Origin of the sequence: Dolomitihabitans soli (assembly GCF_022213955.1) — a bacterium.
GTDB lineage: Bacteria > Actinomycetota > Actinomycetes > Streptosporangiales > Streptosporangiaceae > Streptosporangium_A > Streptosporangium_A soli.
The window spans coordinates 37,482-59,217 of sequence record NZ_JAKNTW010000033.1 but is presented as its reverse complement, the minus strand read 5'-3'; the positions used below and the strand labels follow the sequence as shown (position 1 = coordinate 59,217).

At 70.6% G+C, this 21,736-nt stretch carries 15 protein-coding genes; 11 read left to right on the top strand and 4 right to left on the bottom strand.

Translation table 11 applies throughout. The features are described from left to right. Nucleotides 1–34: 34 nt before the first annotated feature. The 4 genes from MBA17_RS40450 to MBA17_RS40435 form a co-directional block, all read right to left on the bottom strand. Nucleotides 35–1,342 carry a GH1 family beta-glucosidase gene (locus MBA17_RS40450; RefSeq protein ID WP_238503089.1) on the bottom strand — a complete coding sequence of 436 codons (1,308 nt, stop codon included), beginning with the start codon at nt 1,340–1,342 and terminating at the stop codon, nt 35–37. Next, entirely contained in the window at nt 1,326–2,345 is a 1,020-nt protein-coding gene (locus tag MBA17_RS40445) for a LacI family DNA-binding transcriptional regulator (protein ID WP_238503088.1), read from the bottom strand. The genes MBA17_RS40450 and MBA17_RS40445 overlap by 17 nt, the downstream gene beginning before the upstream one ends. Then, nucleotides 2,342–5,140, bottom strand: a complete 2,799-nt coding sequence (locus MBA17_RS40440; protein ID WP_238503087.1) for a glycoside hydrolase family 3 C-terminal domain-containing protein — start codon at nt 5,138–5,140, stop codon at nt 2,342–2,344. Before MBA17_RS40440 ends, MBA17_RS40445 begins: the two co-directional genes overlap by 4 nt. Nucleotides 5,141–5,411: 271 nt before the next feature. Next, on the bottom strand, nt 5,412–6,638 hold the full coding sequence (locus MBA17_RS40435) for an ROK family protein (RefSeq protein WP_238503086.1): 1,227 nt from the start codon (nt 6,636–6,638) through the stop codon (nt 5,412–5,414). Between the two features lie 241 nt (nt 6,639–6,879). Here MBA17_RS40435 and MBA17_RS40430 point away from each other — a divergent pair, with 241 nt between their 5' ends. The 11 genes from MBA17_RS40430 to MBA17_RS40380 all read left to right on the top strand — a co-directional run bounded on the left by MBA17_RS40430 (nt 6,880) and on the right by MBA17_RS40380 (nt 21,727). Continuing rightward, a complete protein-coding gene (locus MBA17_RS40430) occupies nt 6,880–8,562 on the top strand; it encodes an extracellular solute-binding protein (protein ID WP_238503085.1) in 1,683 nt (560 codons plus the stop codon). Nucleotides 8,563–8,593: 31 nt separating this feature from the next. Further along, nucleotides 8,594–9,592, top strand: a complete 999-nt coding sequence (locus MBA17_RS40425; RefSeq protein WP_274386729.1) for an ABC transporter permease — start codon at nt 8,594–8,596, stop codon at nt 9,590–9,592. Nucleotides 9,593–9,724: 132 nt separating this feature from the next. Then, a complete protein-coding gene (locus MBA17_RS40420; protein WP_238503083.1) occupies nt 9,725–10,621 on the top strand; it encodes a carbohydrate ABC transporter permease in 897 nt (298 codons plus the stop codon). Between the two features lie 775 nt (nt 10,622–11,396). Continuing rightward, a complete protein-coding gene (locus tag MBA17_RS40415; RefSeq protein ID WP_238503082.1) occupies nt 11,397–12,449 on the top strand; it encodes a YcaO-like family protein in 1,053 nt (350 codons plus the stop codon). A gap of 9 nt (nt 12,450–12,458) precedes the next feature. Next, complete coding sequence (locus MBA17_RS40410) at nt 12,459–13,658, top strand: hypothetical protein (protein WP_238503081.1); 1,200 nt, start codon at nt 12,459–12,461, stop codon at nt 13,656–13,658. Nucleotides 13,659–13,829: 171 nt separating this feature from the next. Further along, on the top strand, nt 13,830–15,137 hold the full coding sequence (locus tag MBA17_RS40405) for an MFS transporter (RefSeq protein ID WP_238503079.1): 1,308 nt from the start codon (nt 13,830–13,832) through the stop codon (nt 15,135–15,137). Nucleotides 15,138–15,140: 3 nt separating this feature from the next. Next, nucleotides 15,141–15,848, top strand: coding sequence for an SRPBCC family protein (locus tag MBA17_RS40400; RefSeq protein ID WP_238503077.1), 708 nt, complete (start codon nt 15,141–15,143; stop codon nt 15,846–15,848). Between the two features lie 26 nt (nt 15,849–15,874). Next, nucleotides 15,875–17,422, top strand: coding sequence for an alpha/beta hydrolase (locus tag MBA17_RS40395; RefSeq protein ID WP_238503075.1), 1,548 nt, complete (start codon nt 15,875–15,877; stop codon nt 17,420–17,422). Continuing rightward, nucleotides 17,422–17,733, top strand: coding sequence for a DUF6176 family protein (locus MBA17_RS40390; protein WP_238503073.1), 312 nt, complete (start codon nt 17,422–17,424; stop codon nt 17,731–17,733). The genes MBA17_RS40395 and MBA17_RS40390 overlap by 1 nt, the downstream gene beginning before the upstream one ends. A 140-nt stretch (nt 17,734–17,873) precedes the next feature. Beyond that, on the top strand, nt 17,874–19,793 hold the full coding sequence (locus tag MBA17_RS40385; RefSeq protein WP_238503071.1) for a protein kinase domain-containing protein: 1,920 nt from the start codon (nt 17,874–17,876) through the stop codon (nt 19,791–19,793). Beyond that, entirely contained in the window at nt 19,793–21,727 is a 1,935-nt protein-coding gene (locus tag MBA17_RS40380) for a protein kinase domain-containing protein (protein ID WP_238503069.1), read from the top strand. The genes MBA17_RS40385 and MBA17_RS40380 overlap by 1 nt, the downstream gene beginning before the upstream one ends. Nucleotides 21,728–21,736: the final 9 nt, after the last annotated feature.

Here is a 21,736-nt window from a genome sequence, read left to right as displayed (position 1 = left end):
GGCGGTTCGCGGCCGGGCGGGGAGGAGGCCGGCGCTAGTCGGGAAGGCCGTTTCGGGCGATGACGTCGCGGTACCATCCGGCGCTCGCCTTGGGGGTGCGGCGCTGGGTGTCGTAGTCGACGTGCACGAGGCCGAAGCGCTTGTGGTAGCCGTGCGCCCACTCGAAGTTGTCCAGCAGCGACCAGACGTAGTAGGCCCGCAGGTCCACACCCTGCTCGATGGCGGCGTGCGCGGCACGGAAGTGGCCGTCGAGGAAGGCGATCCGCTCGGGGTCGGGGACCTGGCCCGAGGCGTCGACCTTGTCGTCGTAGGCCGCGCCGTTCTCGGTCACCATCAGGGGGGTGCCGGGGTAGTCGCGGGTCAGCCGCAGGAGCAGGTCGGTCAGGCCGCTGGGCACGACGCCCCAGCCCATCTCGGTCACCGGCGCGGTGGGAGCGGCGAAGCGGATGCCCTCGGTGCCGGGGTACTCGCGGTGTCCGCGCGCGTCCGGGTCGGTGTAGACCGTGTTGGTCGTGTAGTAGTTGACGCCGAGCACGTCGATCGGCTGGGCGATCAACGGAACATCATCAACAAACCCCGAAACATCAACATATTTCGCCATATAGTCAAGCATGTCCGCCGGATAGGCCCCCTTCAGGACCGGATCCAGGAACAGCCGGTTCGCCAGCCCGTCAACCAGCCGCGCGGGCTCCGCGTCCCCGTGGATCGGCGACAGGTTCAGCGTCAGCGAGACCGACTGAGCCCCCGCCGAGCGCAGCGCCGAAGTGGCCAGTCCGTGCCCGAGCAACAGGTGGTGCGCCGCGGTGAAGGCCGCCGCGGGATCGGTGACGCCGGGCGCGTGCCGGCCGGAGCCGTACCCGACGAAGGCCGACACCCAAGGCTCGTTCAGCGTCGTCCAGGTGTGCACCCGGTCGCCCAGCCGCTCGTGCACCGCGAGCGCGTACTCGGCGAACTGGAGGGCGGTGTCCCGTGAGGTCCAGCCGCCGGCGTCCTGCAGCCGCTGCGGCAGGTCCCAGTGGTAGAGCGTGGCGACCGGCGCGATCCCCCGCTCCAGCAGCGCGTCGACCAGCCGATCGTAGAAGGACAGGTCGGACAGCCGCGGCCAGGCCACCGAGAAGCGGTAGGTCTGCAGGCCGAGCGAGGCCATCAGCTCGACGTCGTCGGCGAAACGGTGGTAGTGGTCGCAGGCGACATCGCCGGTCTGCCCGTCGCGGACCGCGCCGGGCGTGTGCGAGAACGTGTCCCAGATCGACGGCTCCCTGCCGCCCTCGGCCACGGCGCCCTCGATCTGGTAGGACGCGGTGGCCGCGCCCCAGAGGAACCCTTCAGGAAATGTGATCACTCGTGCTCCCTCGCACGGTCAGACGCGGCGAAAGCAGCGTCGCGTCGGGTACGGCACGGCCGTCGAGCTTTTCCATGAGCAGCCGCACCGCCTGGTGGCCGACATCCTCGGCCGGAATCAACACCGAGGTCAACGGCGGGCTGGCCCGGTCGGCCACGTCGTCGGGGCAGATCGCGACCACCGAGACGTCCTCCGGCACCCGTCTGCCCAGCACCCGGAGCGCGCCGAGCACGTGCCCGACCGCGGCCTCGTTGTGCACTACCAGGCCGGAGAGCCCGGGCTGGACCTCGAAGAGCTCTTTCACGGCGCCGCAGACCTCGTCGAAGGTCTCCTCGCACGGCAGCGGGGCGCCGGACAGGCCGTGCGCCCGCACCGCCTCGACGAACCCCTCACGGGTGCGCCTGGCGTAGCCGGTGCCCCGGTCGTAGACGACGGCGGGCGCGCCCAGCAGCGCGACCTCCCGGTGCCCGAGCGCCGCCAGGTGGTCGACGCAGAGCGCGCCCGCCCCGGCGAAGTCGAGATCCACACAGGTCAGCCCGTCGGAGTCGGCCGGGAAGCCGATCAGCACGCTCGGCTCGGCCAGCTCGCGGAGCAGCGGCACCCGCTGGTCGTGCACCTCGACGTCCATCAGCACCAGGCCGTCGACCAGCGCGCTGGCGGCGACCCTGCGCAGCCCGTCGGGGCCCTCGTCCGCCGTCATCAGCAGCACGTCGTGATCGTATCGCCGGGCGGTGGTCACCACGGAGGTGGCGAACTGCATCAGGACCGGCAGGTGCATCCCGGCGCGCAACGGCAGCACCAGCGAGATCACGTTGGCCCGTTTGCTCGCCAGCGCGCGGGCCCCGGCGTTCGGGTGGTATCCCAGCACCCGGACGCTGTCGAGCACCCGCTGCCGGGTCGTCGCGGAGATGGTCCGCTTGCCGCTGAGCACGTAGGAGACCGTGCTGACCGCGACCCCCGCGTGCCTGGCCACCTCGGAGATGGTGACCGCCCGCCGGCTCACGGCAGCACCTGGAGCGTGCTCAACGTCACGCCATCGTTCTCGAACACCACATAAAGGTCGTGGAGTCCGCCGGTTCCCGCAAGTGCGCACCGGATCTCGGACGGCTCGTACCGGCTCGCCGTACGGGGCACCGGGACCGTGGCGGCCACCTGGCCGAGCAGCGGGTCGTCCAGCCGGAGCGTCAGCACGGCGCCCTCGGTGCTCGACGCGGTGAGCTGGCAGGCGCTCGCGCCCGCGCCGAAGTCCACGCCGCCGAACCGGATCCAGCCGCCCGCCGCGTCGGATCGCACCGCGTCGCCGCGCTCCTTGGCCGCGTCGACCAGCGTCACCCCGTCGTACTCGTCGTTGTCGGCGGCCTCGATCGGCCCGGCGAAGGCGTCCCGCGGCGGGATTCGCTCCCCCGTGACGTGGAACGGCGCGCACAGCCTGATGTCCCGCGCGGACCTGCCCGCCATCAGCTTGTGCGGGGCCTCCTCGACGACGAACCTGTTCCGGGTGACGTCCCAGAAGGCGAGGTCGGCGACCTTCATGACGAGGGAGACGGTACGGCTCTCGCCCGCCGCGAGCCGTACCCGCTGGAAACCGCGGAGCTGGCGCAGCGGCTGCTTGACCCGGGAACGCTGCTGGTGGGAGTAGAACTGCACGATCTCGATCCCGGCGCGGGCGCCGGTGTTGGTCACGGTCACCGAGGCGGTGACCTCGTCGTCGTCGACCGAGACGGAGATGTCGGTGTAGTCGAAGGTCGTGTAGCTGAGGCCGTGGCCGAAGGGGTAGAGCGGCGCGCCCCGGAAGTAGAGGTAGGTGGCGTCGGCGGCGATGATGTCGTAGTCGAGCAGGTCGGGCAGCTCGCACGCCGCGCGGTACCACGTCTGGGTGAGCCTGCCGCCGGGGTCGATGTCGCCGAACAGCACCTCGGCCAGCGCGTGGCCGTACTCCTGGCCGCCGTGCGCCGACCACAGCACCGCCGGCAGGTTCTCCTCCGCCCAGTGCACCGCGAACGGGTAGCCGCTGCTCACGACGAGCACCGTGCGCGGGTTCGCCGCGTGCACGGCCCGCAGCACGGCCTCCTGCGCGGCCGGCAGGTCCAGCTCGGTGCGGTCTTCGGTCTCCCGGCCGTTCACCAGCGGGTGGTCCCCCACCACGACGATCGCGACGTCCGCGGCCGCGGCCACCGCGGCGGCGGTCTCCAGGCCGCTGGTGATCAGCTCGGGGGTGAGCACGGTCGCGGTGTCCGCGTCGTCGGTGAGCCGCAGCGTGCCGCCGTCCGCGGTGACGTACCCGCCGGTGGAGATGTGCCGCAGGACCAGTGCGCCGCGCGGCCGTTCCTCCAGCCTGAAGGTCTGGCGCACCTCCCAGCCGTTGGGGCCCGGCTGGTCGTTGACGAGCACGCCGTCCTCGCCCACCGAGACGTAACGGCCGTTGGCGACGGCGCGCAGGGCGTAGGCCCCGCCGCCCCAGTCGAACAGGTCGAACCAGGCGTTCCGGTCGTCGGCCGCCGGGGCGATCCCCAGCGGGCCGCCGCCCAGTTCCTCGCCGCCCACCAGGTAGCCGCCCGGGGTGTGCAGCGCGATCCGGTCCACGCCCTCGCAGAAGACCGCCTCGCACCGCTCGGCCAGGCCCCCGAAGGCGGTGACGGCGTAGGGCAGGGTGCCGCTGTACCAGTCCTCCATCAGGGTGTCGCCGAGCTGGCCGATCACCGCGACCTTCGGCCGGCCCGCCAGGGGCAGCAGGCCGTCGTTCTTCAGCAGCACGATCGACTGCCGCGCCGCCTCCAGCGCCAGCGCCTGGTGCTCCGGGCAGTTCACGACCGCCTCGGTGACCTCCTCGTACGGCTCGGCCGGGTCGAACTCGCCCAGCCGCAACCGGATCGACAGCGCGTGCCGTACCGCCTCGTCGACGTCCTGCTCCGTCAGCAGTCCCCGCGCCATGGCCTCCCTGATGTGGCCCAGCGTCGCCTCGGTCCGCTCGTCGTCCTGGGTGAAGCTGTCCACGCCGGCCTTGATCGCGTGCGCGTACGCCTCGGGGAGATCGGCGTGGTAGGCCTGCAGGCCGGCCAGGTTGGCGGGGGCGTAGGCGTCGCTGACCACCAGGAGGTCATCGGCGGCCCAGGTCCGCAGCACGTCGCCGATCAGCGGGCTCAGGTGCGCGGGACGGCCGTTGACCAGGTTGTACGAGGGCATCACCGCGACCGCCGCACCCGACTCCAGCGCGGGCTTGTAGGCCGGCAGTTCGTACTCGTGGAGCACGCGGGGCGGCAGGTTGCTGGAGGTCGTGCAGCGGTCGGTCTCGTTGTTGTAGCCGAGGAAGTGCTTGAGGGTCGGCGCGGTCTTCATGACCTTCGGGTCCGCGCCGCGCAGCCCGCCCGCGTAGGCGGTGCTCAGCACGCCGGTGAGCCAGGGGTCCTCGGAGTAGCCCTCCTCGTTCCTGCCCCAGCGGGGGTCGCGCAGCGGGTTGACGACCGGGGCCCAGACGTTCCGGCCCGCCCCGGTGGGGTCCTTGTGGTGGAAGGCCAGCACCTCGTCGGCCGTCGCCTCGCCCACCGCCCGCACCAGCTCCGGGTTCCAGGTGCTGGCCAGCCCGATCGCCTGCGGGAACACCGTCGCGGGCCCCAGCCACGCCAGCCCGTGCAGCGCCTCCGTCCCGGTCCTGAACCTCTTCAGCCCGAGCCGGTCGACCGGCGCCTGGTACTGGTGCAGCAGGCCGACCTTCTCCTCCAGCGTCAGCCGTCCCATCAGGTCGGCGAGCCGTTCGGCCGGGGGGAGTTCCGGGTCTCTGAAGGGAACCGGTTCGTTCATGGGGGGGACCATCCTTCACGTCGAAGCGCTTCGACGAACCTGCGAAAAGGAGCGCCTCGATCGAAGCGCTTCGAAGATGTACGAGAAGATTACGACGGTGTTAATTCGTGGGTTCTATGCACTTTGCCGCCTCAGCCAGGTCCGGTCAAGACCGGATGAAATTTTCACCCCGCCCCGTGACCGGCGATCGGACCCCGTGGCCCGCCGGGACGCACGACGCGGCCCAGCGGTTCCGGCGGCTCCCGGCGCGGCGGGGTCAGGTCCGGTGGGGTCAGGTCCGGTGGGGCAGCCGTCCCGAGTCGACCGAGTCGAGGACCCGGGCCGCGCCGCCGAGGGCCGCCGCGCCGTAGCCCAGGGTGGAGGCCACGATGCGGCAGCCGCCCGCCTCGGGCGCGATCGTGCGCCGCCGTACCTCGGCCTGGGCCGCGGGCAGCACCCAGGGGGCGAGCGGCACGTAGTAGCCGCCGAGGACCACCACCTCGGGGTTGAGCACGTTCGCCAGGATGGCGACGCCCTTGCCGAGGTTTCCGCCGATCTCGGCCAGCGCGGCCAGCGTGGCGGTGTCGCCGTTCCTGGCCAGCCGTACGACCTCGTCGATCTCGGGCTCCACCTCGGCGGGTGAGACGGGCGCACCAGGCGTGCCGGACGCCACCTTGCCGATCACGGCACCGATCCCGGCGACCGCTTCCAGGCACCCGGTCCGGCCGCAGTTGCAGACGGGGCCGGCGGGATCGATCTGGATGTGGCCGATCTCCCCGCTGTATCCCCTGCCGCCGCGCCGCAGCCGCCCGTCGAGGATCACGCCGGCTCCGACGCCGACCTCGCCGGTCAGGTAGAGCAGGTTGTCGACCCCGCCCAACGGCCCGAAACGATGTTCGGCCAGGGCTCCGAGGTTGGCGTCGTTGTCGACCTGGACCGGGAAGCCGGGGTCGCGCAGCGCCTTGGTGAGGTCACCGGTCAGGTCGACGTCGTGCCAGCCGAGGTTGGGCGCGATGCGCACCCGCCCGTCGACGTCGATCAGGCCGGGTACGGCGATGGCCAGCCCGAGGACCTGCCGCTCCTCCTTCACCATGCGGTTGACCGCGCGGCGGGCGAGGGCGGCGACCGCCGCGACCGCCTGGCTCGCCGTGGCGGTCGCCCCGGGGAAGGACCGCCGCCAGGACAGCAGCCGCTGCCCCGACAGGTCGACGGCGACCGCCGTGAGGTAGTCGACGTTCACCTCGATGCCGGCCGCGGCGTACGGCGAGCCGTCGAGGACGAGCATGGTCGCCGGACGGCCGACCCGGTTCTCGGTCAGGCCGGTCTCGCGGACCAGCCGCCGATCGATGAGATCGGCGACGAGGCTGGAGACCGTCGCCTTGTTGAGCCCGGTCGAGGCGGCGATGTCCGCGCGCGAGCACGGCGCGTGCTCCCTGACGAACCTCAGCACGACGGCCAGGTTCGTAGCCCTGACGTCGGTGAAGTCCGCGGGTTGTGGGCCCGTGGTAGAAGTGATCAAGGTCAGCCCCGTTCCCGGTCGGCCAGGCTGGGCCCATCATGCCGCATCACGCGGCCGAGGGTCATTCCGGCGGTCCCTTCACCAATCTGTGACCCCGCCCTTGTTGAGTCGCGGTGGGCGATCCCTTGTGGCGACGGTCACCCTCGACTAATTTGTTTGGTCGAAAGACGAACTAACTCTACCCCGGAGCCCTCCTCCGCTAACACCCCCTGTCTGATCGAATGAACGAAGGGAGCGCGCCGTGACACTTCCCCTCGATGGCGCGACCACCAGCCGGCGCGGATTCCTCGGTCTGGTCGGCCTCACCGCGGCCGGCGGGCTGTTGTCCGCCTGCTCCACTCCGAGCGGCCCGCGCCCCGGCTCCGGCGGCGCGACCGCGGCGGCCGGTGACAAGCTGACCTCTCTCACCCCGACCTACATCCCCTTCGAAGGGGCGAAGCCCGACATCCCTGGCACGGTGTCCAAGCTCCCCGGCGTGCCGGGTTACGGCGGCGGTTTCACGAAATATCCGGCGACGTTGACGCAGGCCATCCCGCAGAAGCTCGGCAAGGGCGGCTCCTACAAGGCGATGACCCCGCTGTGGGCCCCCATCCCGCCCGCCCTGGACGAGAACTCCTTCTTCCAGGCCGTCAACGCCGAGATCGGCGCGACCGTCGAGTTCCAGATCGCCGACGGCACCACCTACGCCGACAAGGCCATCGCCCGGATGGCCTCGGGCGACCTGCCCGACATCATGGTCATCCCGCAATGGGAGATCGAGAAGATGGCCGACTTCAACGTCGCCGTCGACAAGGCCTTCGAGGACCTCACCCCCTATCTGCAGGGCGACAAGGTCAAGTCGTGGCCGCTGCTGGCCAACCTGCCCACCCCCGCCTGGCAGTGGTCGGTGTGGAACGGCAAGCTCATGGCCGTCCCCTTCCCGACGGAGCCGTACCCCTTGAGCTTGCTCTACCGCAAGGACCTGTTCGACGAGAACGGCTGGCCGCTCCCGAAGAACGCCGAGGAGCTCTACCAACTGGGCAAGACGATCACCGACGCCAAGGCGAAGCGCTGGGCGTTCGGCGACATCCACGAGATGGCCTGGCCCATCTTCAACATCCCGCAGGAGTGGCGGCTGGAGGGCGGCAAGCTCGTCCACAAGTACGAGACGCCCGAATACGTGCTGATGCTGGAGTTCATGCGCAAGCTCTTCGAAGAGGAGCTGATCCACCCCAACGTGGTGAGCAGCAAGGGCGCCAATGAGAAGGACCTGTTCGCCGCGGGCCAGACCACCGTCTTCCGCGACGGCATCGGCGGCTGGAAGCCCTTGCTGGACCAGCAGCGCCCGAAGAACCCCGACTTCAACATCGGCGTGATGCCACTGTTCGCGCACGACGGCGGCACCCCGATCACTTACCACAACAACGCCGCGGGGATCTTCACCTTCATCAAGAAGGGGACGCCCAAGGCGAAGGTCGAGGAGATCCTCTCGATCCTCAACTTCACCGCCGCGCCGTTCGGCACCAAGGAGTACGAGCTCTACATCTACGGCGTGGAGGGCAAGCACTTCACCCGGGACGAGAACGGCGCGCCCGACAGGACCGAGCTCGGCCTGAAGGAGGCCGCCGAGTCGTACATCTTCCTCGGCGGCCGGCCGCTGGTGACCGACTGGGTGGCCTACCCGGACGCGGTCACAGCCTGCGCCCAGTGGCAGAACGACAGCTTCAAGTACATCCAGACGCAGCCGACCTCGGGCATCCGGGTCCAGCGGCCCGCCAAGCTGTCGGGCCTGCAGGTCCCCACCGAGGACAAGTTCACCGACATCATGCGTGGTCGCCGTCCCGTCAGCGACGCCAAGGACATCGTCGCGGAGTGGCAGCGCGACGGCGGCAACGAGGGACGCGACTTCTTCCTGAAGGTTCTCCAGGAAAACGGCCGTGCCTAGCAGTCGCTCGAAGACCGGCCCGGCGGGTGACCTGACCTCACCCGCCGGGACCGGCACTACAAACGATGTCCCCAAGCGACCCGTTCGCGCAAGTCGGAAGAACGCTGGTCGGAAGAATCGGTCGCCGCTGCGGGCCAGGCTGAGACGCGACTGGCCGCTGCTGATGATGACCCTGCCGGCCATCGCCCTGCTGGTGATCTTCTACTACGTGCCGATCCTCGGCAGCGTCATCGCCTTCCAGGACTACTCGCCCTACGTCGGCATCGCGGACAGCCCGTGGGTCGGGTTCTCGAACTTCCAGTGGCTGATGCTCGACGCCAGCTTCTGGGACGCGACCATCAACACGCTGACCATCATGGTCTTCCAGCTCATCTTCTACTTCCCGATCCCGATCATGCTGGCGATCCTGCTGGACAGCATCATGAACCGCCGGGTGCGGCTGGTCGTGCAGAGCATCGTCTACATGCCGCACTTCTTCTCCTGGGTGCTGGTCGTCACGCTGTTCCAGCAGATGTTCGGCGGCGCCGGGCTGCTGTCCCAGGTGCTGCGCGACAACGGTTTCCAGGGCGTCGACCTCATGACGAACCCCGACACGTTCATCCTGCTGGTCACCGCCGAGACCATCTGGAAGGACGCCGGCTGGGGAACGATCATCTTCCTGGCCGCCCTGGCCGCGATCAACCCGCACCTGTACGAGGCGGCGGCGGTCGACGGCGCGACCCGGTGGCAGCGGATGCTGCACATCACGCTGCCCGGCCTGCGCCCGGTGATCATCCTGTTGCTGATCCTCCGCCTCGGCGACGCGCTCAACGTCGGCTTCGAGCAGTTCTTCCTGCAACGCGACGCGGTCGGCAGGGACGCCGCGGAGGTGCTCGACACCTTCGTCTACTGGCGGACGCTGCTCACCGGCGAGTGGAGCTACGGCGCGGCGGCCGGCCTGGTCAAGGGCATCGTCGGCCTCATTCTGATCGTGATAGCCAACAAGGTCGCCCATCGATTCGGCGAGCAGGGCATCTACAAGAAATCTTGAATTCCTCCCCTTCGTGAACAGGGAGATTCCACGGTCGCCCGTGCGGATTCCTGCTCCACCGCCAACCGCCCGTCGACGAGGATGACTCCTCCCCCGCCTGGAGGCAGGGGCATCCACGCTCAAGGAGTTTCGATGACGACTTCACCGGCCTGGATGGAGCGGCCGAGCCCCGCGGGCCGTACCGCCAAAGGCGTGCTCCTGACGCTCATCGTGGTCAGCGTCCTGTTTCCGATCTACATGGTGGTGCTGACCAGCTTCTCCACGCAGGAGGCCGTGACCGAGGCGGGTGGCCTGGTCACCCGGCCCGGCGGGCTGTCCCTGGCCGCCTACCGGGAACTCTTCTCCGGTGGCGTGGTGACCCGGGCGGTGCTGGTCAGCCTGGGCGTCACCGCCGTGGGCACCGCGCTCAGCCTGGTGGTGACCGTACTGGCGGCCTACGGGCTGTCCCGGACCGGGTCGGTGCTGCACCGGCCGATCCTGTTCATGATCCTGCTGACCTTCCTGTTCGTGCCCGGCATGATCCCGAGTTATCTGGTGGTCAGCTCGCTCGGCCTGGTGGACAGCTACTGGTCGCTGATCCTGCCGACCGCCGTGTGGGCCTTCAACCTGGTGGTCATGCGGGCGTTCTTCATGAACATCCCGCAGGAGGTGACCGACAGCGCACGGATCGACGGGGCCACCGAGTACACCATCATGTGGCGGATCGTGCTGCCGATGTCCAAGGGCGTCATCGCCGTCATCGGGCTCTTCTACGCCGTCGGCTACTGGAACGCCTTCTTCAACGCGGTCCTCTACATCAACGACAACGCCAAGTGGCCGCTGCAACTCGTGCTGCGCCAGTACGTCCTCCAGGGCCAGTCCATCTACGCCGGTCAGGGCGGCGTCACCACGGTCGGGCAGGCGCTGCCGCCGAGCCTGGCGATCCAGATGGCGATCGTCGTCATCGCGTTGGTCCCGGTGTTGTTCATCTATCCCTTCGTGCAGAAGCACTTCACCAAGGGAGTCGTCATCGGCGCCGTGAAGGGCTGACCGTTTCGCCGCGCCGTACCCCTTTCGCAGGCTTTTCGCATCGGGGTACGGCATAGCGATTTCCGATTACACCAGGCATCGCGCCACCCCATCCTGCCGTGGCCATCCGCGCCCCTGCCCTCCCTTCGACCCGTCGGTACGCCGCGCCGTCAGTGTCCGCGGCCCCGCCTCCCGTACCGCGTCTCCCCCTCTCCCAGATGCCCGTACGGCAGGCAGTACCGGCCGCCTCGACACCCGGTGCCCTCGCGTGGACACAACAGGCTGTCGGGCCCGTGCGGGAGGATGACACGCACGTCACCCGTGCCCCCGGCACCCGGCACCGGATCCCCTGCGACGCGCATCCGCGTCCCCTACAGGGAGCACCTACCTGAGATGCGTCGCCGCCGCCCGGCGTGGGCGTGGCAGGAAACGGCAACCGCAGGCAGCTTGCTGACGTCCGAAATCCTGGTTTCAGCCCTCCCCAGGCCGCAAAGTTGGAAATGCAAGGAAAGCACCACAAAAGCAAATCAAGGCAAACCGAAAGGGGAGGTGAAAATACATGGATTCCAACATCTGGGACCTCGGTCAGGTCGACGAAGAGGCGCAGGAGTTCGACGTGCTCGGGACCAAGTCCTACTAGGCCCGGCACACGACGTGGATCGCTCATCGCCCTGCGACCGGGAGGAGCGGAGCCGCTGACGTCGTGGGGGCGGGTCGCCCAGCCAACGCCCCCACGCCAATCGTCCGAACAGCAGAAATCACAACCGAAATCACAGCCGGAATCGAGGTGAAGAACATGGGACAGAACAGCCCTTCGCAGGCGACGAGCATGCCGCGCCCCACGGTGCGCCCACTGATCAACGGTTCCGTCCATGTCGCCTGGGTGACCGGCGACGACGGAACGAGCGGCGGTGCCTGCGACGCCGATGCCGGGCGTGCGGCACTACGCGCGACCGGCGAGTACGTGGAGCGGATGAGCCACGTGTCCGCCGCCGGGGTGCTGCCCGTACTGGCGGACCCCGGAGACCGCCCCCGGATCGAGCCCGCCGCCTGGCTGGGGGCGGGCTCTCCCCCGACGAGCTGGGTGCTCGGGCACGGCCTGCGCGACGGCGCCGAGATCGCGGTGCCGGCGCAGGCGGTCTTCCTCGGCTGGGACCCGCCGCAGGGTGAGGTCCGGTGGTGCGTGCAGACCTCGGCCGGCAGCGCCGCCGGGCTCGGCCACCGGCAGGCACAGGAGACGGCCCTGCGGGAGGTGATCGAGCGGCACGTGCTGGTGAGCGGGTGGCGCACCGGCGACATCCTGTTCGAGGACCTTGATCATCTGCACACCGCGACACTGCCGCCCGCGTTCCTCGACTCGCTGCGCGAGCGCCACGTCGCGTTGCGCACCCTACGCGTGGCAGGCGTTCGTCCCGACGTGGTCGTGGCGTTCCTGCACCGCCTCGACGGCACCGTGCTCACCTGCGGCGCGGCGGCCCGTGGCGACACCGCCGAGGCCGTACGGCACGCGGTGTTCGAGGCCACCGCGGCCCGGCTCGCGCTCGGCTCGGCACGCCCTCAGGGGTCGGCCCCGAGTCTGGACCACGCCAAAGGACTGGCCGCCGTGGCCGCCAGCGAGGCCCACCTGCGGTTCGTCGCCGCCCGTACCGTCGGCAGCGGCACCGCCAGAAGCACGTCAGCCGACCTGATGACCCTCGTGGACGCGGCGGAGGAGTTGTTCGGCCGCCAGCCGGTGGACGTGGCGTTGCCCACGATCGGCGAGTACGTGGTGCACCGCGTCGTCTGCCATGGCTATGAGGTCGTCGAGCCGCTCACCCCACCCGCCGGCCTGCCCTGCCCCCTCGCCTAGGAGTTCCCCGTGCTCACATTCGCCTACCGTCGCGACGAGTCCCAGTCGTTCGGGGAACTGCGGTTTCCCGAGGTGGAGACGCTCGACGTGGCCGAGCTCGCCCGCCGCTGGTCGGCGTGGATCGATCTGTCCGACGCGGACCCCGCTCCGCTGCGCTCCCTGCACGCCGTCCACCTCGCCCGCATGTTGACGGGTGAGGACGAGCTGGAGGCGCCGAGCTGGTTCAGCACCGTCTCGGTGACCAGCTCCCGCTACCAGGTCGTCGCCCAGGCCAGGGCCCATGAACACCAGTGCGGCCGGCCCGAGCAGCTGCCGGAGCACCTGCGCACCCCGCGGTGGCGGGCACTCGTGCGGTTCCTCGACCACTGGCAGGAGCTCCCGGTCCCCGACAGGATCGTGGTCGTCATGCTGCTGACGCAGCTCGGCTTCCACCGTCACGTCGTCGGCCTCCTGCCCACCCTGTTCCCCAGCGGCGATCCGCTGCGCCAGCACCTGGCCTACGAAGCGGGCCGGGCCGCCTTCCAGCTCAACCGGAAGTCGCCGGTGCCCGCCAAGATCTTCGCCTGGCTGGCCGAGCACGCCGTACGGCCGGCGCTGCGCACCCTCGCGGCGCTGCAGCTCGTCTCCGCCAAGTCCCGCGACACCCGCGATCCGACGGCCGCGGGCCGGTGGCTCGGCGTGGCGGGCAAGGCCGCGGACGACCTGCACGCGGAGCCGGCGTGGCTGGCGCACCTCGTGCGCAGCCGCCATCACCGCGCGGCCGCGTTGCACGAGCTGTCCGGAGGCGATCACGAGACGGTGGTCGGCCACATGCGGGAGGCCCTGCGGCACGACGACGCCCTGGCGGGGCTCGTCGACGACCCGGTGCGGACCCACTACCAGCGGGAGAACCGTGGGCTCGTGCTCGAGGCCCACCTCAAGCTGGACACCCTCACAGGTAAGGCGAGCGCACCAGCCGACGCCGTGGAGCAACTGCTGACGCTGGATCCGGTCGACCCGGAACCGCTCTACGCGATCGGGCACTACCTGGCGGCCCGAGACGACTGGGAGGCGGCACACGGCGTCTTCTGGCAGGCCGCCGGTTCCGGCACGCTGCGCGGGGCGATGGCGGCCAACGCGGCGGCGGTGTGCGCGGAACAGCTGGGCCGGCCGGACGACGCGGCCCGCGCCCGGCTCCTGTGCCGCGATCTCGACCCGGCAACCCATTGATCCCGGAAGGACGAACATGCCGTACACGCACCGACAGCTCAAGTTCCGGAGCATGGGCACGTCGCCCGTCCCGGACCGGTCCTGCCCTCCCCGGCGCGAGCTCGGCGACCGGCACTCGCCGAGCCGGGCATCCGCCGGATCTCCAGCCGCGCCGGCCGAAGGGAGGATGTGATGACGAACGTCACCGAGAGTCGCGTGGCGCCGGATCCTCCCGGGCCCCCCCGTCGCTCGTTCTTCGGGTCCTTCGCACCGGACTTTCCCGCCCTCTGGGGCGCGTCGGGGGTGTCGTTCCTCGGCAGCGGGATCTCCTCCGCGGCCCTTCCGTTGCTGGCCGCCTCGCTGTCCAGCGACCCCATGGTGGTCGCCGGGGTGGTCCTCGCCAGCCGGGTGCCCTGGCTGGTGTTCGCCCTGCCCGCGGGGGTGATGGCCGACCGGTGGGACCGTAAGCGCGCCATGTGGGTGTCCGACCTGGTCAGGGCGGGTCTCACGATGGCTCTGGCGGCGGCCGTCCTGATGGGCTGGGCGAGCATCCTGCTACTGATGGTGGTGGGCTTCCTGCTCGCCATCGCCGACACCATGTTCGACAGCGCCAGCTCAGCCGTGCTCCCCAAGGTGGTCTCCACCCACCCCGAGCAGATCCAGAAGGCCAACTCCTGGCTCGTGGGCACGCGAACCACCACCGAGTCCTTCGTCGGGCCTCCGCTGGGCGGCCTGCTGTTCAGCGCGTTCCGGCCGTTGCCGTTCGTGGCCGACGCGCTGTCCTTCGTGCTCAGCGCGTTCCTGATCCGCAGGATGCGCGGCGACTACCACGTGTCCCGGAACGTGTACGGCGGGACCAGCATGCGGAGCTCCCTCACCGAGGGCGTGGCCTGGCTGTGGCGGCAACCGATGTTGCGGGCGATCACCGGCATCGCGGGCCTGTTCAACGTGGCGTGCCTGGCGCAGAGCGCGATCTTCGTCCTGTTCGCGCAGCAGGAGCTGGGCCAGGGCGCGATCGGCTTCAGCCTGCTGCTCGCGGTGGGCTCGTTCGGCGCGCTCTACGGAGCCGCGCAGGTCGGCCGGTTCAACCGGTGGTTCGGCAGCGCGCTCAGCCTGAAACTGGCGTTGACCGGAGCCGGTCTCGCCTGCCTGATCACCGCCGTCGCGCCGAACGTGTGGATCGCCGGCGCCGGCGAGATCCTGGCCGGATTCGCCGCCGCGGTCTGGAACGTCAACCAGATGTCGCTGAGGCAGGCGGGCACCCCCGATCACCTGCTGGGCCGGGTCAGCGGCGTCCACCGGCTCGTCACCTACGGCGGCATGCCGTTCGGCGCACTGCTCGGCGGCGTCCTGGCGTCGACCGCCGGGCTGCGCGCCTCCTTCGTGGTCGCCGGTCTGATCCTGTTGCTGCTCGCCGTACTGGCCGCCTTCACGATCACCCGCGCCCGGGTCAACCAACTGCTCGACCAGAGTCAGACCGAAACCGACACCAAGGAGTAAGCGATGTTGAGCAACAGTTACGAACGTGTTCTGCGGTATTCCAGGGAGAAGGTCTGGCAGACCTTGTTCGACACCGACGCGGCCGAGCACTGGCTGGGCGTGGTGGGCGCCATCATGCCGGAGCGGCCCGGAGCCGCCTTCTGCTGGATGTACGACGCCGGCGCCCGCAAGCCGGTCGTCTTCTCCGGGCGGATCGACGTCCTGGAGCGGTACGAGCGGCTGGAGCTGGTGGTCGGCCTGGTCGCCCTGGAGGCCGACATCCGGATGGTCTTCGAGCTGTCCGACCACGGCGACGGGCACACCCGGCTGACCCTGCAGCAGGACGGCTTCCCCGCCGACGGCCCCGGCAGGTTCGAACACGACGGCTTCCGTCACCACTGGGACCACTTCCTGGACCTGCTCGCCGACTACCTGGACGGCACCCCGAAGAGCTACCACACCATGCACGCGACCGAGCTCGGCGTGATCCCCATCGGAGCGGTCCGCGGCCAGGGCATGCTGGTGCAGGACGTGGCCCTCGGAGCGCCCGCGGATCTCGCCGGGGTGCGCGCGGGGGACATCATCCGCGCCGCCGACGACTTCCTCTTCGACAGCCTGGACGACCTGGACTTCTGGGTGGAGAGCCACAAGCCGGGCGACCAGGTGAGCCTGCACATCGGCGATCGGGTCGTGCCGGTCGTGCTGCGGGCCAAGCGGTACGCGCCGGCCTAGCCCCGCGCCGCGATCAAGGAGAGACCATGCCACAGATCGCTTCGCTGCCGGACCGGCCGCGGCAGATCACCGCCGGTCTGCCCGACCCCTTCAGGCGGGCCCAGCTCGACGGGACGCAGCCGGCGTTCGCGCTCACCCCCGCCGGTCCGGTGGTGAGCACGGACGCCTGGTCGGGCCGCCAGCTCGCCGCGTTCACCGGTGATCGATGGACCCGGATCACCGCGGGAACACAGTGGCACTGCCGGCCTGACTGGTCGGGAGAGCACCTGGTCTCCGAGGTGTTCGACGACCTCGCCGGTGAGCGGGCCCGGAGCCGCGAGATCCCGCTCACCGCACCGGCGGAAGGCATCGGACCTGCTCAGATCGTTTCGCGCGCCACACCTCATGAGCGGGCGCTGACACATCCCTCCCTCAGCGGGGTCGCGCTGTCGCCGCGCGCCGCCGTCCAAGCCGTCGCGCCGAACTCGTTCCGGGACGACCGGGTCGCGATCCTGCTCACCCAGGGTTCCGCGCGCCGCGTCGTCTGCGCGGACGGCGGCGGAACCACCCACTGGGACGGCCCGGTGACGTCGATCGGGCCGTGGTTGTCGGAAGACGAACTCGTCCTGGTGGTGGAGTCGTGGCCGGGCCGCACGCCGTACGCCTGGGACGTGCGTTCCGGGGCGCGACGCCGGCTGGTCGAGACCGCCGGGGTGGTCGTGGGCGACGTCCGGGCCGAGGGCGAGCTCGCCGGACTGAGCTGGACCTCCGGCGAGCAGCCACGCCGCCTGCACCTCGTGCCCGTCGCGGACCTCCGCGCGGGACGGCGGGTACGGCTGCTGCCGGATCCGCCCGCCGGCGACGCGCCCCCGCCGCCCCGCGCGACCGTGCTGGCGGGGCCGAACTGCCCGCTCCCCTGCATCGTGCGCGACCCGCACGGCGACCCTCGCGGCACCGTGCTGCTGCTCCACGGCGGCCCGAACGGCGCGAACCTGGCGACCTGGTCACCTCTGGCCGAGTCCCTGGCGCTGGCCGGCTGGCGGGTCGTCCAGCCGAACCTGCGCGGGAGCGGCGTGCTCGACCCGGCGCTCCGTCCCCCCGCCCCCGAACGGTACGGCGTGCACGACGCCGAGGACGTGCGTAGCGTGCTGCGGCAGCTGGGGACCGGGCCGGTGGTGGTCGGCGGGGTCAGCTACGGCGGCTACCTGGCGGCCCGGACCGCCAGGATCGCCCCCGAGGTGCGCGGCGTGTTCGTGATCTGCGGCTTTCTGCGCTCGTCCGACCTGGACGGATCCGACCACGACCAGGTCCGGGCCTTCCTGCGGGTGGCGTCCGATCGGTTCGCGCCCGAGGTCGCCTTCGCCCAGGTGCCGCATTTCGTGGCGCACGGCGAGAAGGACCCCCGCATCCCCGCCGAGGCGGTCCACGCCCACCTCGGCGACCTGCCGCCCGGCTCCGAGTGGGTCGGGATCGAGGACGAGGGCCACGGCATGCTCACCGACTACGCCGCGAGACGGGTGTTCCCCCGGTTCTTCTCCTGGCTCGACCGGATCGACCGGATCGACGACAAGAAAGGTTCCCGATGCTTCGCGTGATGGTCAGCAAGGTGAAACCGGATCAGGCGGACCGGCTGAGAGAGTGGTTCGGCACCGTCTCCGGTCCCCGCCGCGATGAGTTTCTGACGACTCTCCTGCAGGAGGGGGTACGGCACGAGCACGTGCATCTGCTCCACACCTCGGACGGCCCGCTGATGATCTACGCCATCGAAGCGGAGGACACGGCACAGGCCATCACCACCTTCGAGCAGTCGGCCCATCAGGTCGACCTCGACCACCGCGAGGTGCTGACGGCGGCGTTCGCGGGCATCGTCGAGCCCGAGGTGCTCCTCGACTTCGAGTGCGGCTGAGCCGGTCGGCGCACGCGGCGCGCAAGGCCCGTCCGGCACGCGATTACGTGGCCATTACGAGCCCGCAAAGCCTCCAATTCGACTCGCCGGATGACGATAATGAGTGATCTACGGGTTGAAACTCCTCAGGAGGCTTTGACATGCCGGAGATCACGGGTTTACGTCCGGATGATCCCGCCGAAGTCGGCGGCTACGCCCTGACCGGCCGGCTCGGCGAGAGCGCGTTCGTCGGCCGCGCGGGCGACGGCGCGACCGTGGTCGTCAAGCTGCTGCATCCCGGCATGGACGTCGCGCGGCTCGTCCGGGCGGTGGAACCGCTGCAGGGCATCACCGCGTTCAGTACCGCCCGCGTCCTGGCGACCGGCGCCCTCGACGATCGTCCCTACGTCGTCAGCGAGTACATCGACGGCCCCGACCTGGAGGAGGCCGGGGGCACGCTGCGCGACGTGGCGCTGCACCGGCTGGCGGTGGGCACGATGACGGCGCTGGTGGCCATCCATCAGGCGGGCGTCGTGCACGGGGATCTCCGGCCGGGCAACGTGGTCCTCGGCCCGGACGGGCCACGGGTGATCAACGTCGGGGTCGCCGGCGCGATGCAGGCGACGTCCACCACCGCGACCCGCAAGGTCGAGATCCCGGCCTTCACCGCGCCGGAGCGGCTGGACGGCACCCCCGCCGCCGCGCCCGGCGACGTGTTCTCGTGGGCCGCGACGATGGCGTTCGCCGCCTCGGGCCGCTCGCCGTTCGAGGGCGGGTCGATGACGGGCACGGTCAACCGCATCGTCAACGACGAGCCCGACCTGCCCGACCTCGGCGAGTTGCGGGAACTGATCGCGATGTGCCTGGCCAAGGACCCGGCCGAGCGGCCTGCCGCGAGCGAGGTGCTGCTGCGCCTGGTGGGCCAGACGTCCTTCCTGTCCGGAATCGTCGGCCCGACCCCGGGCAGCACGAAGCCGGAGTCCGCCGCCCGGCCGCGGCGGGGCGGACTGCTGCTGGGCCTCGTGGCCGCCTTCCTGGTGGGCGCGCTCGTTTCGGGGGCCGGCGTCTACGCGCTGACGGGCGACCGTCCCATCCCCGTCGCGGCCGGCCCGGTCACCCCCTCCCCCAACCCGGCCATCATCACCGCCGATCCGAAGATCTCCTCGTTGACGACGGTCGCCCCGCTGGAACCGGTGGAGAAGAAGGCCACGAAGGACACCGAGCTGTCCGATATCGGGCTCACCCTGCACGAACATCCCAAGGACCAGACCCGGCTGATGGGCTACGTGAAGAGCGAGCCAGACTTCGGGACCCATGTCAGGAACGCGTCCGGCGAGTTCACCCGGGTGGGCACCGGCGAGGAACCGTCCGTGTCCCCCGACGGCGCCTGGGTGGCGCTGAACCCCTGGCTCAAGTTCCAGGAGTCCGACCTGGACCAGATCAAGTTCCAGAACCTGCGGACCGGGGAGAAGTTCACCGTCACGACGGTCAAGAAGCCGTTGTCCAACCTGACTCCCGTCTGGTCCAGGGACAGCACGAGGCTGCTGCTGTCGGTCATCGACGACAAGAAGCCGCGAAGGGTCGTCGGTTTCGTGGTCGTCGACCTGCGGACCAGGAAGGCCGTCCACGTCGAGACGGAGTACAACGACGACGCCTCCATGGCCTTCACCTTCACCCCCGACGGCACCATCGCCCGGGGCTACTGGGACGGCGAGCGCAACGGGATCGAGTTCTACGACCTCGGGGGAAAGGTCACCCGGACCCTGCACTGGGTCGGCACGCCGCGCGCCCGCGACTGGTACACGCCCTCCGGCACCCAGTTCTTGACCGTGTGCCCCGAGGGCGGGGACCTCTGCGTGTGGGACGCCCGCACCGGCGACCGCAAGGCCACCGTGCGCGTCAAGGGCGACGCCCAGGTGCTGGGCTTCTTCAACGAGAACCACATCCTGTTGCAGCGGGCGGCCAAGAAGAAGGGCAAGGAGGAAGTTGTGATCATCGACCTGGTCGGAAAGTTCGTCCGGGTGCTGGCGGACGTCACGGCGGAGCGGGCCTTCGTCCAGTTCGCCCCCGTGGCACGCTGATGCCCGCCCGGCCCCTGCTGAGCGGCGACCCCGCCGTGGTCGGCGGTCACCGCATCGTGGGCCGGCTCGGCGAGGGCGGCCAGGGCGTGGTCTACCTCGGCGAGTCGCCGGACGGCACGCCGGTGGCGGTCAAGCTGGTGCGTCCCGCCCTCGACGACGGCCCGGGATCGCTGGCCAGGTTCGGCAAGGAGATCGAGCTGGCCCGCCGGGTCAAGGCGTTCTGCACGGCGCAGGTGCTGGCCACCGGCGAGGCGGGCGGCCTGCCGTACATCGTCAGTGAGTACGTGGACGGGCCCTCGCTGGCGCAGGCGATCATCGATCGGGGGTCGCTCGACGGGGCGGAGCTGCGCAGGGTGGCCATCGGCACGCTGACCGCGCTGGCCGCCATCCACCAGGCGGGCGTGGTGCACCGCGACTTCAAGCCGGGCAACGTGCTGCTGAGCAGGGACGGCCCACGGGTGATCGACTTCGGCATCTCGCAGGCCCTGGAGGTGACCGAGCAGACCAGCGACGTGCTGGTCGGCACCCCCGCGTACATGGCGCCCGAGCAGTTCTCCGGGGAGCGGGCCGGGCCGCCCGCCGACCTCTTCGCGTGGGCCGCGACCGTGGTCTGCACCGCCACCGGCCGGCCCCCCTTCGGCTCGGGCGAGCTGCCCGCCCTGATCAACAAGATCGTGTACGGCGAGCCCGCGCTCGGCGATCTCGACGGCGGCCTGCGCGAGCTGGTGATGAGCTGCCTGGCCAAGGACCCCGCCGCCCGACCGACCGCGACCCGGGCCCTGCTGACCCTGCTCGGCCATCCGGTGCCTCCGCAACGGCTGCTGGAGGAGGGGCAGCAGTCGGCCGCCCCGCCCGCGCCGCCCGAACGCCGCCGCCCGCTGCTGGTGGGGACGACGGTGGTCGCGGTCGTCGCGCTGCTGGCCGCCGGCGGGTTCTGGGCGGTGCGCGCGGCGAACCAGGAAACGGTTGAGCGCCCCGGCGCCACCGGCGCCACCACCCCGGCGCGGGTGCCGCCCACCCCCCGGTCAGGGCCGATGCCGCTCTCCGCCGATTCCGAGCTGACCCTGCCGGACACCCGCATCACGCTGCACGAGACCGAAGCCGACCCCACCTGGGTCACCTCCTACCGGGACTCCCGGCCGGAGGGCCTGGGCGTGCCTTCCTACGTCCGCGATCCGGCCTCGCGCGCCTTCGCCTTCTTCGGCACCTTCCAGGAGCCGGTCGTCTCTCCCGGCGGCGCGTACGTCGCCGCGCTGGCGGCCACCAGGCTCACCCGCACCGACTTCGAGACGGTCAGGCTGGTCGATCGCACCACCGGCGAGGACCTCCAGATCCGCACCGTCGACAAGCCCGCCTCGACCTTCCAGCCCCGCTGGACGTCTGACGGGCGGTTCCTGCTGCTGTCCGTCTTCGCCGGCCCTGAGGGCGCCCGGCGGACCACCGGTTTCGTGATCGTCGACGCCGCGGCGAGGTCGGCGAGGGTCGTCACGGTCGCATCATCCGACAAGACCGATCACGCCTACCTGTGGGACTCGACCGGCACGAAGCTGGTACGGCAGGCGCCGGAGGGGGCGGTCCGGGTGTACGACCTCGACGGCCGGGTGGTGCGCACGCTCCGCTCGGTGGGCGAACTGGTGGGCAACGGCATGGCGGCCACGTCGCTCGGCGACGTGATCGTAACGAAATGCCCCGACAAAGCCGGATATTTCTGTTTATGGGATGGAGACACGGGCGCACCGAAGACCGCGTTCCGCCCCCCGAAGGGCACCCTCGTCCACGGCTGGCTCGACGGGAAGCACATGATGGCCACCGTGCCCGACGGCAAGGTGTCCAGGATCGTGCTGATCGACCTGCGCGGCAAGGTCGTCCGCACCCTCGTCGACGGCCCGAAGGCGGAACTGGACGAGGTCGTGGTCTGGTTCACCCCGAAGTGAACCGGCCTG

Excerpts from the sequence above, each read along its gene's own strand:
- MBA17_RS40440 (WP_238503087.1), bottom strand. The coding sequence starts at position 5,140 with ATGAACGAACCGGTTCCCTTCAGAGACCCGGAACTCCCCCCGGCCGAA.
- MBA17_RS40420 (WP_238503083.1), top strand. The coding sequence starts at position 9,725 with ATGACGACTTCACCGGCCTGGATGGAGCGGCCGAGCCCCGCGGGCCGT.
- MBA17_RS40415 (WP_238503082.1), top strand. The coding sequence starts at position 11,397 with ATGGGACAGAACAGCCCTTCGCAGGCGACGAGCATGCCGCGCCCCACG.
- MBA17_RS40405 (WP_238503079.1), top strand. The coding sequence starts at position 13,830 with ATGACGAACGTCACCGAGAGTCGCGTGGCGCCGGATCCTCCCGGGCCC.
- MBA17_RS40400 (WP_238503077.1), top strand. The coding sequence starts at position 15,141 with ATGTTGAGCAACAGTTACGAACGTGTTCTGCGGTATTCCAGGGAGAAG.
- MBA17_RS40395 (WP_238503075.1), top strand. The coding sequence starts at position 15,875 with ATGCCACAGATCGCTTCGCTGCCGGACCGGCCGCGGCAGATCACCGCC.
- MBA17_RS40390 (WP_238503073.1), top strand. The coding sequence starts at position 17,422 with ATGGTCAGCAAGGTGAAACCGGATCAGGCGGACCGGCTGAGAGAGTGG.
- MBA17_RS40385 (WP_238503071.1), top strand. The coding sequence starts at position 17,874 with ATGCCGGAGATCACGGGTTTACGTCCGGATGATCCCGCCGAAGTCGGC.
- MBA17_RS40380 (WP_238503069.1), top strand. The coding sequence starts at position 19,793 with ATGCCCGCCCGGCCCCTGCTGAGCGGCGACCCCGCCGTGGTCGGCGGT.